General features: G+C 61.4%; 14 protein-coding genes and 2 pseudogenes. 11 read left to right on the top strand and 5 right to left on the bottom strand.

The window, feature by feature from the left end; all coding sequences use genetic code 11:
- Window positions 1–128: 128 nt before the first annotated feature.
- From ACYZUM_RS18770 to ACYZUM_RS18780, 3 genes and pseudogenes are all read left to right on the top strand, one after another.
- Window positions 129–812 (top strand): annotated as a pseudogene (locus ACYZUM_RS18770) (PAS domain-containing protein); the annotation flags it as partial.
- Between the two features lie 108 nt (window positions 813–920).
- Window positions 921–1,358: pseudogene (locus ACYZUM_RS18775) on the top strand (methyl-accepting chemotaxis protein); the annotation flags it as partial.
- Between the two features lie 169 nt (window positions 1,359–1,527).
- Window positions 1,528–2,061, top strand: a complete 534-nt coding sequence (locus tag ACYZUM_RS18780) for a DUF1003 domain-containing protein (protein WP_041066470.1) — start codon at window positions 1,528–1,530, stop codon at window positions 2,059–2,061.
- Here the strand turns inward: ACYZUM_RS18780 and ACYZUM_RS18785 are convergent, their stop codons facing one another.
- Window positions 2,062–3,003, bottom strand: coding sequence for a LysR family transcriptional regulator (locus ACYZUM_RS18785; protein WP_041066609.1), 942 nt, complete (start codon window positions 3,001–3,003; stop codon window positions 2,062–2,064).
- Between the two features lie 49 nt (window positions 3,004–3,052).
- Here ACYZUM_RS18785 and ACYZUM_RS18790 point away from each other — a divergent pair, with 49 nt between their 5' ends.
- Window positions 3,053–3,754, top strand: a complete 702-nt coding sequence (locus ACYZUM_RS18790) for a CTP synthase C-terminal region-related (seleno)protein (RefSeq protein WP_473060999.1) — start codon at window positions 3,053–3,055, stop codon at window positions 3,752–3,754.
- Window positions 3,751–4,062: an antibiotic biosynthesis monooxygenase family protein gene (locus ACYZUM_RS18795; protein ID WP_473061000.1), complete on the top strand. Its 312-nt coding sequence runs from the start codon at window positions 3,751–3,753 to the stop codon at window positions 4,060–4,062. Before ACYZUM_RS18790 ends, ACYZUM_RS18795 begins: the two co-directional genes overlap by 4 nt.
- 137 nt (window positions 4,063–4,199) lie before the next feature.
- Here ACYZUM_RS18795 and ACYZUM_RS18800 read toward each other — a convergent pair whose 3' ends face one another.
- Window positions 4,200–4,526 (bottom strand): DUF2025 family protein, encoded by a 327-nt coding sequence (locus ACYZUM_RS18800; RefSeq protein ID WP_473061001.1) that lies wholly within the window; start codon window positions 4,524–4,526, stop codon window positions 4,200–4,202.
- Between the two features lie 222 nt (window positions 4,527–4,748).
- Between ACYZUM_RS18800 and ACYZUM_RS18805 the strand changes: the two genes are divergently transcribed.
- The 3 genes from ACYZUM_RS18805 to ACYZUM_RS18815 all read left to right on the top strand — a co-directional run bounded on the left by ACYZUM_RS18805 (window position 4,749) and on the right by ACYZUM_RS18815 (window position 7,674).
- A complete protein-coding gene (locus tag ACYZUM_RS18805) occupies window positions 4,749–5,873 on the top strand; it encodes a glycerophosphodiester phosphodiesterase (RefSeq protein ID WP_473061002.1) in 1,125 nt (374 codons plus the stop codon).
- A gap of 159 nt (window positions 5,874–6,032) precedes the next feature.
- Complete coding sequence (locus tag ACYZUM_RS18810) at window positions 6,033–6,338, top strand: PepSY domain-containing protein (protein ID WP_041066459.1); 306 nt, start codon at window positions 6,033–6,035, stop codon at window positions 6,336–6,338.
- A gap of 160 nt (window positions 6,339–6,498) precedes the next feature.
- Window positions 6,499–7,674, top strand: coding sequence for a GAF domain-containing sensor histidine kinase (locus tag ACYZUM_RS18815; protein ID WP_473061003.1), 1,176 nt, complete (start codon window positions 6,499–6,501; stop codon window positions 7,672–7,674).
- A 133-nt stretch (window positions 7,675–7,807) separates the two neighbouring features.
- On the opposite strand, the gene ACYZUM_RS18820 is transcribed toward ACYZUM_RS18815, so the two are convergent.
- Together ACYZUM_RS18820 and ACYZUM_RS18825 are read right to left on the bottom strand one after the other, a co-directional pair.
- Window positions 7,808–8,254: a hypothetical protein gene (locus tag ACYZUM_RS18820; protein ID WP_108183559.1), complete on the bottom strand. Its 447-nt coding sequence runs from the start codon at window positions 8,252–8,254 to the stop codon at window positions 7,808–7,810.
- Window positions 8,255–8,364: 110 nt separating this feature from the next.
- Entirely contained in the window at window positions 8,365–9,987 is a 1,623-nt protein-coding gene (locus tag ACYZUM_RS18825; RefSeq protein ID WP_473061004.1) for a methyl-accepting chemotaxis protein, read from the bottom strand.
- A 276-nt stretch (window positions 9,988–10,263) separates the two neighbouring features.
- On the opposite strand from ACYZUM_RS18825, the gene ACYZUM_RS18830 reads away from it, so the two are divergent.
- Window positions 10,264–11,286 carry a transporter gene (locus tag ACYZUM_RS18830; RefSeq protein ID WP_473061005.1) on the top strand — a complete coding sequence of 341 codons (1,023 nt, stop codon included), beginning with the start codon at window positions 10,264–10,266 and terminating at the stop codon, window positions 11,284–11,286.
- A 249-nt stretch (window positions 11,287–11,535) separates the two neighbouring features.
- Window positions 11,536–13,152 carry an inorganic phosphate transporter gene (locus tag ACYZUM_RS18835; protein WP_047295902.1) on the top strand — a complete coding sequence of 539 codons (1,617 nt, stop codon included), beginning with the start codon at window positions 11,536–11,538 and terminating at the stop codon, window positions 13,150–13,152.
- Between the two features lie 143 nt (window positions 13,153–13,295).
- On the opposite strand, the gene ACYZUM_RS18840 is transcribed toward ACYZUM_RS18835, so the two are convergent.
- Window positions 13,296–14,198: a LysR family transcriptional regulator gene (locus tag ACYZUM_RS18840; protein ID WP_473061006.1), complete on the bottom strand. Its 903-nt coding sequence runs from the start codon at window positions 14,196–14,198 to the stop codon at window positions 13,296–13,298.
- 120 nt (window positions 14,199–14,318) lie between these two features.
- Here ACYZUM_RS18840 and ACYZUM_RS18845 point away from each other — a divergent pair, with 120 nt between their 5' ends.
- Window positions 14,319–15,074 carry an SDR family NAD(P)-dependent oxidoreductase gene (locus ACYZUM_RS18845; protein ID WP_473061007.1) on the top strand — a complete coding sequence of 252 codons (756 nt, stop codon included), beginning with the start codon at window positions 14,319–14,321 and terminating at the stop codon, window positions 15,072–15,074.
- Window positions 15,075–15,162 lie beyond the last annotated feature (88 nt).

The raw sequence follows: 15,162 nt of genomic DNA on the forward strand, positions 1-15,162 counted from the left end.
ACAAACCTCGTCTTTCCCTACTTCCAGGTACTGCCTCTATGTTTTTCAAACGCCACCAGGCCGAACTCAACGATCTTCAACACACCATCACCGAACAAAACGGCCTGCTTGAAGCGATCAATCGCTCCATGGCGGTGATCGAGTTCGACCTTGACGGTGTGGTGTTAAAGGCCAATGACAACTTCCTCAAAACCATGGGCTACCGCGCCGAACAGGTGATCGGCCAGCCTCATCGCTTGTTCTGCACTCCGGAGTTTGGCCGCAGCGCGCAATACACCGAACTGTGGTCGCGCCTGAAAAACGGCCAGTTCCAGTCCGGCACCTTCGAGCGGATCAACAGCCAGGGCCAGCCGATCTGGCTGGAAGCCAATTACAACCCGATCAAGGATGCGTCGGGACGCGTGGTCAAAGTGGTCAAGTTCGCCATGAACGTGACGACCAAGGTGCAGCAGGAAAGCGAGGCCAACGCCAAACTGCAGGCAATCGACCGGGCGATGGCAGTGATTGAATTCGACCTCAACGGCGGCATTCTCACCGCCAACCAGAATTTTCTGACGCGCATGGGTTACACGCTCGCTGAACTGAAGGGTAAACATCACCGCTTGTTCTGCCGCGCGGAGCTGGTCAACAGCAGCGCCTACGAGGATTTCTGGCGGCGGTTGAATCAGGGTGAGCTGTTTCAGGGTCAGTTCGAACGCGTCGACAAGCGCGGCCAGAGTATTTGGCTGGAGGCCAACTACAACCCGGTGTACGACGCCGCCGGGCGTTTGTGCAAAGTGGTGAAATTCGCCACGGACGTCACCGCCCGCGTCGAGCAGCACGAGCACGATGCCCGTAGCGCCAGCGCCGCTTATCACATCTCCGTGGAAACCCGGAAAGTCGCCGAGCAAGGGACTCAGGTGATCCAGCAGGCGGCCAGCGAAATGCGTGAAATTGCTGACGACATCGCGCAGTCATCAACGCTGATTGCGCAACTTGGCGAGCGCTCGGAGCAGATCACCGCGATCGTCAATACCATCCGCGCGATTGCCGACCAGACCAATCTGCTAGCGCTCAACGCGGCGATTGAAGCGGCGCGCGCCGGGGATCAGGGTCGCGGTTTTGCCGTGGTGGCGGACGAAGTGCGGCAACTGGCGGCGCGCACCAGCGGCTCGACGGCGGAGATTTCCAGCATGATCGGCCTGATCCAGAGCGAGACACGGCAGGCGATCAAGAGCATGGAAGGCACCCGCGGGCGGGCGGCGCAAGGCGTTGAACTGGCGGATCAGGCCGGCAGTGTGATTCTGCAGATACGCGATGGCGCCAGTGAAGCGGTGCAGGCGGTGAGCATGTTTGCCAATGAGCGGGCGCCGGGCTAAGAGACCGCGTCGCGGCTTTCGCGAGCAGGCTCGCTCCCACTGGGATTGAGTCGATCACTTGACTTGTGATCAACCCGGAACCTGTGGGAGCGAGCCTGCTCGCGAAAAGGCCATCAGCCTCGATGCAGGGCTATAGTGACCTCCAGTCCCAAGTCCTGCCGAGCCCACCATGACCACAGAAAAACCCGATGTCCCCGCGCCCGCCCCGGTCGATCACCTGCGCTTCCACCGCCCCCACGCCCACCTCAACACCACCTTCGGCAACGACGCGTTCGCCCTGCGTGCCGAGGCCTTCGCGCGGTTCTTTGGCACGCCGCTGTTTCTCGGCGCGCAAACGCTGATCGTCGCAGTGTGGATCGGCCTCAACGTCTCGGGCGTGACGCAGTTCGACGTCTACCCGTTCATCCTGCTCAACCTCGCGTTCAGCCTGCAAGCCGCCTACGCCGCGCCGTTGATTCTGCTGGCACAGACCCGACAGGCCGCGCGGGACAAGGCGCAGTCGGACGCCGACGCGCAACACCGTGAAGCGCTGGCGGTGGCCAACAGCGAGCGCCAGGCGCAGGCCGCACAGACCACCGCGCAACTGCTCGAATTGCTGGAACAGAACACCCGACTCACCGAGATGACCAAGAGCCTGACTGAACGCATCGAAGGCCTGACCCGCGAACTGCATGCGCACATCTGCCAGGATCCGCAACGCTGATCATGGCAAACGCAGCGCCCGCCCCAATTCATCGAACAGCGTGACCACCGCGCGCAATGCGCGGCAGTCCGCGCGGGTCAGCAGCCACAGCGCGGTGTCATAGCCGTGCAGCGGTGCGCTGAGGGGCTGCAAACCTTCCGTGATCAGAAAGTCCGGCAACGCCGCCACGCCGAGACCGCCGCGCACCAGTTCCGTCACCGAGAGCATGCTGTTGCAGCGATAACTCGGGATCACGCCGGGCAACTGTTGGCGGCGCCAGGCGACGGTCGGGTGATCCGGCAGAAACTCGTCCGGGGCGATCCAGGTCAGCGCTGCCAGATCCGTCGCATCCACATTCTGCAGATAACGCGCACTGGCGCAGACCCGGTAGGAAACCTTCGCCAGTTGCCGTCCGACCAGATGCTCCGGCGGTGTACGCGTCAGGCGCAGGGCGATGTCGGCATCACGCCGGCTGAGGTTGGCGAAATCGTTGGAGGTGCTCAGCTCGAGAGTCAACGCCGGGTAGTTCGGCATGAACTGCGCCAGCGCCGGCAACAGCAGGCCTTGCAGCACCGAATCAGTACAGGTCAGGCGCACCGTACCGCTGACCACTTCCCCGCCCTGCTCGACACCGATTCGCGCCGCTTCCAGCGCCTGCTCGGCGCGCTCGGCCTGCTCGGCCAGCGTCTGCGCGAGGGTGGTGGGCAAATAACCGGCGCGGCTCTTTTCGAACAACTGCTGGCCCAGCGCCGACTCCAGACGACGCACTGCGCGAAACACCGTCGACACGTCGACCCTGAGCAACTGCGACGCCCGGGCCAGAGAGCCGCCGCGCACCAACGCAAGGATCAGCGCCAGATCCGGGTAGTCGAGTCGATAGTGCGTCGCTGCATTGATCACTTGGGAAAACGCCAATATTGAGTGCGTGAACGCCAATCTATAGTGAGCCCCGGTGATCGACAACTGCACACCCTCACCACAGAGGTTTACTCACTCAAATCAAGGAAATCCCATGGACGCCATTTCCATCGCCCTGATCGGCGATCACGACCCGCAAGTCACCGCCCACCAGGCGATCCCCGTTGCCCTCGGCATGATCGCCGAGCAGTCCGGCCACAATGTGCAATTCGACTGGCTGGCCACGGATCAAATCCACGTCGATACACCATTGGCACACTACGACGGCTTCTGGTGCGTCCCGGCCAGCCCCTACAAAAGTGAGGCCGGTGCACTCAGGGCGATTCGTTTTGCCCGCGAACAACAGCGCCCGTTCCTTGGTACCTGCGGCGGTTTTCAGCATGCGCTGCTGGAATTTTCCCGCAATGTGCTGGGCTGGGTCGATGCCGAGCATGGCGAAACGTCACCGGATTCGCCGCGAGCGGTACTGACGCCGCTGACCTGTTCGTTGGTGGAGGCGGTAGACAGCATTCATCTGGTCGCCGGTTCGTTGATCGCCAAGGCGTACGAAACGTCTGAAATTCATGAAGGTTATCGCTGCCGATTCGGTGTGAATCCGCAGTTCGAACAAGAATTGCTGACCCATCAGCTACGCGCCGTAGGGCACGATTCGGCGGGCGATTTGCGCGCGATCGAATTGACTGACCATGTGTTTTTTGTCGCCACGCTGTTCCAGCCGGAACGCGCAGCGCTCAAGGGCCAGATCCCGCCACTGGTGCGGGCGTTCGTCGAAGCGTGCGTGGAGCAACGGCAATGAAACCGGCCCCAACCTGCTTCGCGGTGATTTTCACCTCGACCCGCACCGAGGGTGACAACGGTTACGCGGCGGCCTCCGAGCGCATGATGGAGCTGGTCAGCCAGCAACCGGGGTTTCTCGGGATTGATTCGATTCGCGGGGAAGATGGCGTCGGGATCACCATTTCCTACTGGGAGAGCGAGGCGGCGATTCTGGCCTGGCGCGAGCATCCCGAGCACCGGGAGATTCAGGCGCGCGGGCGGGCGCAGTGGTATTCGAAGTTTCAGACGCGGGTGTGTCGGGTGGAGCGCGAGTATCGGTTTGGGTAGGGAGTTGGGTGGTGTTCTCACTGGCCTCATCGCTGGCAAGCCAGCTCCCACAGGTACTGCGTGATCTTCAGAACAACGAATAACCTGTGGGAGCGTGGCTTGCCCGCGATGCGGCCAGTAGCGTCAATACAAAAACCTCAGCCCTGCACCAGACTGCGCACCGCCACAATCTCCGGCACCTCAACCTTGCTCATGTACACCCGCAACGGCTCGGTGATGTTGATCCGCTCATCGATGTTCTGGTCCAGCAGCAACTGAATCAGCTCGCGTTTAAGCGTCATGGTCTGCGGCGTCACTGGCGCCCAGACAAATTCATTCACAGGAATAATGCCGTCATCGGCCACGTCCATGCCGAACGAATCCTCGCTGAAACGCACGATGTACTTACCGGTCTTGCGGTTGAGGCCGACAAAACCCTTGAGGTCATCGGCGGCCTGACAGATGAGTTGGGAAGTGATGCGCATGGTAAACCTCACGAAAAATCATCGATGGTTTACACGCAGGGCAACAGACTCGGCGCGCCCTCTGCCGGAGCGTCTGCCGAGGCCAAGCGTACTGCAAACCGCGCCACAAAAGTGCAGGAAAAATCGCTTTTAATACGTTTATGTCGGTCTGGCGATAGCACGCAACCGATTCAGTTGTTAAAAGGTACGTCTTTGAAAATGCCCTGCGAAAGGAACTCGAACATGCCCGCCACTTTCACCAAAAGCGCCCTCATGCTGAGCCTGATGCTCGGTCTCGGCCAGGCCCACGCCGCCGCGACTGACGTCAACGCGCTGGCCGCCGCCCATGGCATCCCGCATCCAGCCGTGATCGCACACCGTGGCGCGTCCTTCGATGCGCCGGAGTCCACCGCCGCCTCCTACAAACTGGCCCGCGACCTCGGCGCCGACTACCTGGAAATGGACTTGCAGCGCAGCAAGGACGGCGTGCTGTTCGCCCTGCACGACAACAACCTGCAACGCACCACCGACGTCGCCACCAAGTTCCCCGAACGCAAGGACAGCCCGGCCACCGCCTTCACCATGGCCGAACTGAAAACCCTCGACGCCGGCAGCTGGTACAACAAGGCTTACCCGGATCGCGCGCGTCCGACCTATGCCGGGCTGAAAATCCTCACCCTCGACGAAATCATCGACATCGCTCAGGCCAACCCGAAACACAAGCCGGGCCTGTATATCGAAACCAAGGAACCGCAACTGTTTCCGGGGATCGAGCATGACCTCAAAGAGAAGCTGCAGGATCGCGGCTGGCTGAGCCCGGCCGGTTCGAAACTGGCCAAGAGCGAACTGGGCGTCGGCCAGGGCAAAGGCAAAGTGATCCTGCAGACTTTCGAGAAGAACAGCCTCGAACTGCTGCAAAAGGAAATGCCGCAAGTACCGAAGATCCTGCTTCTGTGGGTCGGCGAAGGCAGCATCGAGCCAAAATCCAAGGTGACCTTTGCCGAGTCCGGCGAGAAGGACAAGAACGTGTTCTACGGCAAACAGGAGCCGAAGTCCGAAGCCGAATTCAAGCAATGGGTGGATTTCGCCAAGGCTCACGGCGCCATCGGCACCGGTCCCTCTGCCAAACTGACCAAGAGTGGCGATCAGAGCTACTCGGATCTGGTGCAACCGTGGATGAACCAGTACACCCACGATCAGGGCATGCTGGTGCACGTGTACACCGTCGATGAGCCGGTGGACTTCGAGAAAGTCATGGCGGCCGGGGTTGATGGCATCTTCACCAACCGCGCCAGCGAACTGTTGAAGTTCTACAAGCGTCCAGCCAGCGCCAGTGTCGATCAGGTGTTGAAGAACAACGGGTTCTGATCTGAAAAAACCGAGGCGCCTTGATCGCGGGCAAGCCACGCTCCCACAGGTTTTGTGTCGGGCATGGCTTGCCCGTTTTGTATTCGGGGTTTTAAGGGTGAATTAAGTTGTGGTGGTTAACCTGAGCCCACTTCAACGAACAACCCAAGGAATGACCCGATGAAAACTTTGACTGCCCTGTTTACCGCCGCTGCCCTGACCCTCACCGCTGGTCTGGCCCAGGCCGACGTACGCGTCGACCAGATCCCTGAGCTGGTCAAATCCGGCAAGATCAAGTCGCTGGAATCGATGAATGCCGAGGCGCTGAAACTGCATCCGGGTGCGACCATCACCGACACCGATCTGGATAACCACTTCAACGGTTACGAGTACGAAGTCGAGCTGAAAACCGCCGACGGCAAAGAGTATGACGTCGACTTCGATGCCACCACCGGCAAGGTGCTGAGCAACAAGCAAGACACCTGATACACCGCCAACGCAAAGCCGCACGATCAGCGATCGTGCGGCTTTTTTGCGTCCGTTGCCCGGCGAATCACGCGGATGCCGCCTGAAGGGATGCCAAAACCGCCATCAGACCGCTAGTATGGCGACCATCAGATAACGATTGCAGCCGAGAACGATGGGCATGAGGCAGACAGCGGCAGCAGACATCGCGACAATCGGACGGATCAGCGCGGTTCCGGCGATCCTTCAGGTGATCCGCGAACTGACCGGCCTGCGCTTTGCCGCCGTAGCGCGGGTTACCGAAGATTCGTGGACAGCCTGCGCCGTCCTCGATCAGCTGGATTTTGGCCTGCAGGTCGGTGGCGAACTGGATGTGGTCACCACGCTGTGCCACGAAATCCGCGCTGCGCACACGTCGGTGGTGATCGACAAGGCCAGCGAAGACCCGCTCTACCGCGATCATCACACCCCGCGTCTGTACAAATTCGAGAGCTATATCTCGGTGCCGGTGTTCCGCACCGACGGGCGCTTTTTCGGCACGATCTGCGCCCTCGATCCGAACCCGGCACAGCTCAAGTCCAGCAGCATCCAGAGCACCATGGAGTCGTTCGCGCGGATGCTTGCGTTGCAGATCGAAGCCGAGGAAAACGCGCAGCTCACCGAAACCGCGTTGTTGCAGGAGCGCGAAACCGCCGAGTTGCGCGAACAGTTCATTGCCGTGCTCGGCCACGACTTGCGTAACCCGTTGTTCGCGATCAGCGCCGGCGCCGAAATGCTCCTGCGCAAGCATCCGGATCCGGCCATCGACGTTCGGGTACGCAATATCCTCGGCAGTGCGCAACGGGCAACCCGGCTGGTGGATGACGTACTCGACTTTGCTCGCGGACGCTTGGGCAAGGGCATTCCGGTGGATATCCAGCCCTGCGCCGATTTGACCGAAGCCGTGCAGCAAGTGGTGACGGAGATTCGCAACGTGCATCCGCAACGCACCATTCACGCGTCCATCGGCGACTTGCAGGGCTTGCCCTGTGACCGCGCGCGGATCGCTCAACTGCTGTCGAACCTGCTGGCCAATGCGGTGGCCCATGGCGACCCGGCGGGTGACATTGAGGTCATTGCGCAAGTCGAGCACGACGTGTTGATGCTGGCGGTGAAGAATCAGGGGCATATTCCCGAGGCGGTTTTGCCGCATCTGTTCCAGCCTTACTCGCGCCCAAGCGCCAGCACGCCACAGGCCGGGCTCGGTCTGGGGCTGTATATCGCCAGCCAGATCGCCCAGTCCCATGGCGGGCATTTGCATGTGGCATCCACCGCACAGAGCGGCACGCTGTTCACCTTCAGCCTGCCCACTGCCTGAAAAGCACACCTTGGATCCCTGTGGGAGCGAGCCTGCTCGCGAAAGCGGTCTGTCTGCCACATCTGAGGCGACTGGCACTGCGCCTTCGCGAGCAGGCTCGCTCCCACATTGGACCTTCAGTGCTCTTGAGAAATCAGGCCGACGTGCTGACCAGCGAGCCCGAGCTGCTCGACCCGGAATCCTGCAACGCCTGCAACAACGCCGCCGTCGCCGTCTGCAACGAAGCCGAGGTGCTGGAGATTTGCGACTCGGCGGAGGCCACGTCAGCCGCTTTGGCATCAGCGTCTTCCTGCTTGGCCTGAGCCGCTTGCAGCGCTTGCTGTTGCTCCTGCAATTGCTTTTGCAGCTCGGCGATCTGCTTGCGCAGTGCTTTCACCGAATCCGATTCACCGCTGCTGTCGGAACTGCTGTCGCCTGCCGGAGCCGCGCCCCCGCCGGCCGCCACTTTGCTGGTATCGGCGCTGACGCTTGCGCTGCTGGTTGCAGTGGCCGAGGTGTCTTCACTGGCGTCGCTGATTTTGGTTTTGCTGGTGGCGGTGGTGACGGTCTGATTGATTGAAACAGAGGTGATGCTGACCATGGGCTGGCTCCAATGCCGGTTATAGATAACCGGCCATCGGCGGTAGTCGCACGGATTTGAGATCGACTGTGTACCGACTCGGTAACCGAACCGGTACACGTCGGCGGACGTCAGGCGCTCAGGCGCGCGGTGACCTCATTGAGTTGCCCGGACAGGCCATGCAGATTCTGGCTGGCACTTTCGGTGCGCTGCACGCTGTTGAGGTTGGTGCTGGCGATGGACGTGATCTCGGTCAGGTTGCGCGAGATGTCTTCGGCCACCGAGGTTTGCTCTTCGGCGGCGGTGGCGATCTGGCGGTTCATGTCGCGGATCGCTTCCACCGCATGGGTGATGCGCTCCAGCATCGCACCGGCCTGAGTCACTTGTTCGACGCTTTCGTCGCTGCGCGCCTGACCGCTTTCGATCGCTTGCGCGGCATCCACGGCACCGGTCTGCACGTTCTGAATGATCTGGTTGATCTCGATGATCGACTCGGCGGTACGCTGCGCAAGGTTGCGCACCTCATCGGCGACCACCGCGAAACCACGCCCGGCTTCACCGGCCCGTGCCGCTTCAATCGCTGCGTTGAGCGCCAGCAGGTTGGTCTGTTCGGCGATGCCGCGAATCACTTCCAGCACCTTGCCGATGCGCCCGCTGTCGCTTTCCAGGCGACGAATCACTTCAGCGGTGTTGGCGATTTCGCCACGCATCCGGGTGATGGTGTGGATGGTGCCCTGCATGACCTTTTCACCCTGCTGGGCGGATTGATCGGCATCGTCCGCAGCGCGCGCCGCATCCGCCGCATGCCGAGCGACTTCCTGGGCGGTGGCAGACATTTCGTTCATCGCCGTGGCCACCTGATCAGTGCGGTTGAACTGCTCGTTGGTACCGCCGGCCATGGTCGTGGCGATCGCATTCAACTCGCCGCTGGCGCTGTCCAGATCACTGGCACTGCGTTGCAGGTGAGTGAAGGTTTCAGCGAGGAAATCGCGCAGGGTATTGGCGGCGGCCGCAAGGTTGCCCAACTCGTCCTGGCGGGCGTTGGCAACGCGTTCGGCGAGGCGCCCACGGCTCAACTGGGTGACGTAATCGATCAGTTTGCGGATCGGTTCGATCAGGTTGCGGTTGACCAGCCACAGGCTGAGCATGCCGATCAGCAGGCCAGAACCGAGCATCACCACAATCCCCAGCAGCACGGTGCTGTCGGCACTGGCGCTGATTTGCGCCGACTGTTCGGTGCCCTGCTTGCGCAGCTCGGCGACCAGTTCGCTCATCTGATCGCTGGTGGCGCGGTCCACGCCTTTGACCGCACTGTCGCCAGCCGTTGGATCGGCACCGGCCGCGACGTAGGCATCGCGACCTTTCTGGTAGGCGCTGCCGAGTTGGCGGTGCTCTTCACGCAGGCGTTCGATGCGGGTTATCAGCGCCGGCTCAAGGCCTTTCTGGCCGGCCAGTTCACCGAGAATGTTCTGCACATCGCGCTGACGATCTTCGAACTGGCTCCAGTATTTGGCCAGGTCCGCCGGTTGCTTGCCGCGCAGCAAGACGTTTTTCCACTCCTGCACCTGCACCTTGAATTGAAGGTTGGCCTCGTCGATCAATTGTGAGGTGTGCAAGGGGCCGGCGATCAACTGGCTGTAGTTCTGCACGCCATTGGACAGGAAATGAAAGCAGGCCAGTGCGATCAACAGCATCGCCAGCAGGCTGCCGCTCAGCAGGGCGAGAATTTGTGCTCTCAGGGATTTTTGCAGCATCGCGAGATACTCAGGACAGGGATGAGGCACGCCCGATAAGGCGTGGAATTTTGCCGGACATCCGTGTCGGCGAGCCTTGGCTCATGGCCAAGCGCGCGCAACGTAACCCAAGCGTGATCGGCGCACCAGAGCGCTTCTTGAAGAGAATCCGACCGCCGGTAAGACATTGATCTGGCGTCATTTTTTCGTCACACAAGTGTCATATCCGGTTGCGATGATGCGGCTCAGGTGAATCTGAAAATTCCACGCCAGACGCCCTCCTCGCAGCGAGCCTCCATGAACCACAGCCTCGACCTCAGTCATCGCGATCCTGATTTGTTCGGTCTGCTTTACGGCTTCCGTTTTCGTCCCGGTGAGCGTGGCCGCGAAGTCGATTCGGCGACCGCCCTGCGTTGCTTGCAAGACGACAGCGACCGTGATGAATTCCTCTGGCTGCACCTGAACCTGGCGCACGCCGCGTGTGAGCGCTGGATGAAAAGCCATCTGCAATTGCCCGAAGAGTTTTTCGAGGCGCTGCACGAAGGTTCGCGCTCGACGCGCATCGAACACGTGGACTCGGCCTTGCTGGCGGTAGTCAACGACGTGGTGTTCAACCTCAGCAGCATGGTGTCCTCGGACGTGTCGACGCTGTGGGTCTGTGTGCGCAGCAAACTGATCGTCAGCGCACGCCTGCAACCGCTGCACTCGGTGGACAAACTGCGTTCGTCGGTGAAGGCCGGCGAATGCTTTCGCTCACCGTCGGAACTGCTGGTGCACCTGCTGCGCGATCAGGGCGAAGTGCTGACGCAGATCGTGCGCAAGACCAGCATGAGCGTCGATCTGGTCGAGGACGAATTGCTCTCCTCACGGCTGTCGACCAACCGCGCCGAACTCGGTGCCAACCGTCGGGTGCTGGTGCGCCTGCAACGCCTGTTGGCGCTGGAGCCGGGCTCCTTGCTGCGCCTGCTCAACCGGCCGCCGCCGTGGCTGCAGAAGGAGGACGTCAAGGAGCTGCGCAAGTCCACCGAGGAATTTGCGCTGATCATCAACGACCTCACCGCCCTCGGCGAGCGGATCAAACTGCTCCAGGAAGAAATCGCCGCCAACCTCAACGAACAGAGCAACCGCACGCTGTTCACCCTGACCGTGGTCACGGTGCTGGCGCTGCCGATCAACATCATCGCCGGCTTCTTCGGCATGAATGTCGGCGGCGTGCCGCTGGCGACGGATCCCGAGGGGTTCTGGATTCTGGTGGCGCTGGTCGCGACGTTTACCGTGATTGCCGGGCGCTGGGCGTTTCGCAAGCGTGGGGATTACTGACCACCGCACCTGATGTTCAGCACAGATCCCCTGTGGGAGCGAGCCTGCTCGCGAAAGCGATCTGTCATTCAACAATGATGGTGACTGACACGCCGTCTTCGCGAGCAGGCTCGCTCCCACAGGGGACCTCATTGAACTTCAGATCGGTGATCTGGTTATTCAGCCAAACACTGATCTATCGCAGTCTCTCTGTAATATTTAGCAACGATCATGACGAACAAACCTTCCCTCGCTCAGGATTGTCCGCTCATGGCTACTCCCTCCCTGACCGCCGCCCGCCCCACGTCCGCCCACGGCGGCCGGCCGGCACTTGATAAGAAACCCGGTCCGTTCACTTACGTGGTGTTCTTCGCGGTTCTGGCCATGGGCATGTTGTTCACCGCTTACAGCCTGATGCACGACATGCATGAGCTGGGCACCACCGTCACCACCTGGACCCCGTTCCTGCTGCTCGGCGTGGCGTTGCTGATTGCGCTGGGCTTCGAGTTCGTCAACGGCTTCCACGACACCGCCAACGCCGTCGCGACGGTGATCTACACCCACTCGCTGCCGCCGAATGTGGCGGTGGTCTGGTCAGGCTTCTTCAATTTCCTCGGGGTGCTGCTGTCCAGCGGCGCGGTGGCGTTCGGCATCATCGCCCTGCTGCCGGTGGAGCTGATTCTGCAGGTCGGTTCGTCCGCCGGTTTCGCGATGATCTTTGCCCTGCTGATCGCGGCAATTCTGTGGAACCTCGGCACCTGGTGGCTGGGCCTGCCGGCCTCCTCTTCCCACACGCTGATTGGCTCAATCATCGGCGTCGGCGTCGCCAATGCCCTGATGCACGGACGCGACGGCACCAGCGGCGTGGACTGGGCGCAGGCAACCAAAATTGGTTACGCGCTGTTGCTGTCGCCGCTGGTGGGCTTCGGCTGCGCGGCGCTGTTGCTGCTGGCCATGCGCGCCTTCATCAAGAACCGCGCGCTGTACAAGGCGCCGCAAGGCAACAACCCGCCACCGTGGTGGATTCGCGGTTTGCTCATCGCCACCTGCACCGGTGTGTCTTTCGCCCACGGCTCCAACGACGGGCAAAAAGGCATGGGCCTGATCATGCTGATTCTGGTCGGCACCCTGCCCATGGCTTACGCGTTGAACCGCACCATGCCCGCCGATCAGGCGCTGCAGTTTGCCGCTGTCGCCGAAGTCACCCAGCAAGCGCTGGTGAAAAACACCCCGCTGCCAGCCCCGGTCGATCCGCGTCCGGTGCTGTCGGATTACGTGCGCAGCAAGCAAGCCACGCCGCAACTGATCCCCGCCCTCGCCGCCCTGACCGGGCACATTGGCGAAGAGGTCAAAGGCTATGGTTCGCTGTCGAAAGTCCCGGCCGAAGCCATGGGCAACGTGCGCAACGACATGTACCTGGCCAGCGAAAGCATTCGCTTGATGGAGAAGAACAAGGTCGGCAACTTCGACGCCGACACCACGGACAAACTGCAGCTGTTCAAGCAGCAGATCGACAACGCCACACGCTTCATTCCACTGTGGGTGAAGATCGCCGTGGCCATCGCCCTGGGCCTCGGCACCATGGTTGGCTGGAAACGGATTGTGGTGACGGTCGGCGAAAAGATCGGCAAGACTCACCTGACCTACGCCCAGGGCGCCTCGGCGGAAACCGTGGCGATGCTGACCATTGGCGCGGCGGACATGTTCGGTTTACCGGTCTCGACCACCCATGTGCTGTCATCGGGCGTGGCCGGGACCATGGTCGCCAATGGCGGTGGCTTGCAGATGAAGACCATCCGCAATCTGCTGATGGCGTGGGTGCTGACCTTGCCGGCGGCGATTCTGCTGTCGGGCAGCCTGTACTGGCTGTTCACCCAGATCTTCTGATCCCCACAAATCCTCTGTAGGAGCTGGGGGGGGGGGGGGGGGGGGGGGGGGGGGGGGGGGGCACGCTGCGATCTTTTGATCTTGTTTTTTACAAGCAAAATCAAAAGATCGCAGCGTGCCGCAGCTCCTACAGGTGAAGTCGGTCAGAGCGTCGAGCGGATGACCTCCCCCAACCACTCCATGAACACCCGCACCCGCACCCGCAGCGGCAAATGCCGTTGCCGTGCGTACAGGATCGAAATGCCCATCGCCGGTGCCGTGAACTGCGGCAGCACCGTCACCAGCTCTCCGGTGTCCAGGTGCGGCTGCATGCCGGTGCGCGGTACCTGAATCAGGCCGAACCCGCCCAGACAGGCCGACTCATAGGCATCGGTGCTGTTGACCGTGACACTGCCGGCCATCGGCAGGCGCCGCACCTGACCGTCCTGTTCATACACAAACCCTTCCGAGCGCGAACCGAGCACGCCGACGTAATGCACCAGTCGATGCTGCGCCAGATCTTCCAGGGTCTGCGGCACACCATAGCGTTCAAGGTACGCGGGGCTGGCGCAGTTGATCATCGGGAAGTCGCCCAAGTGCCGCGCCACCACCGACTGATCCGGCTGCGCACCGATGCGCACCACGCAATCGAAGCCCTCGCTGAGCAGATCGACACGGCGGTCGGTGCTGCTGATCTCCAGCTCCAGATTCGGATGGCGCGCCATGAACTCCGGCAGCAGCGGCATGATCAGGCGCCGCGCGAGGATGTTCGGCATGTCGACACGAATCCGCCCGCTCAGCGACGCTGGATCCTGGCGAAACAGCCCCTCGATCTCGTCCATGTGCGACAGCAGATCCTTGCTGCGTTCGTACAACACAAGACCGTCCTGCGTCGCCTGCACTTTGCGCGTGGTGCGTTGCAACAGGCGCGTGCCAAGCAGGCTTTCCAGAGCCTGCACATGCTCGGACACCGTCGAGCGCGGCAGCCCGAGACTCTCGCCGGCCAGGGTAAAACTCGACAGTTCGCTGACTCGGACGAAGGTGCGCAGCAATTCCAGTTTGTTCATGAGGACACCCGTTGATTGTTCGGCCAAGCCGATCAGTGATTCCGGTTTCAGCCTGTTTATCACCCCACGGCGGATAAATAAACTTTGCTCATCACCACTCACCGCAATCGAGGATTTCACATGAGCCGCAAAATCGCATTGATCACCGGCGCCAGTCGTGGCCTGGGAAAGAACGCCGCCCTGCACCTCGCCGCCGAAGGCGTGGACATCATTGGCACCTACAACAGCCGCGCCGATGAAGCCCAGGCGCTGGTGGCTGAACTGGAACAACGCGGCGCCAAAGCCGTGATGCTGCAACTGGATGTGGGCCGCAGCGACAGCTTTGCCGATTTCGCCACGCGGGTTGAGCAGGCGTTGCAGCACTTTGATCGTCCGCGCTTCGACTTCCTGATCAACAACGCCGGGATTGGCGTGCATGCGGCGTTCGCCGAAACCACTCCGGAACAGTTCGACCTGCTGATGAACATCCAGCTCAAAGGGCCGTTCTTCCTGACTCAGCAACTGCTGCCGCTGATCAATGACGGCGGGCGTATCATCAACATTTCCAGTGGGCTGACCCGCTTCAGCCTGCCGGGCTACGCTGCCTACGCGGCGATGAAAGGCGCGATGGAAGTGCTGACCCGCTATCAGGCCAAGGAGCTGGGGGCGCGGCAGATCGGCGTGAATATTCTGGCGCCGGGTGCTATCGAGACTGATTTTGGTGGCGGCGCGGTGCGCGACAACGCAGCGTTGAACGCGATGGTCGCCAGCAACACCGCACTGGGACGCGCCGGGCAACCGGATGACATCGGTGGCGCACTGTCGATGCTACTGGCGCCGGGTGCGCAGTGGATCAACGGGCAGCGGGTCGAAGCATCGGGCGGCATGTTCCTTTAAACCCAACACGCCCCTGTAGGAGCTGCCGCAGGCTGCGATCTTTTGATCTTGTTTTTAAAAAATCAAAGTCAAAAGATCGCAGCCTGCG

This window comes from Pseudomonas sp. m6p, assembly GCF_055760375.1.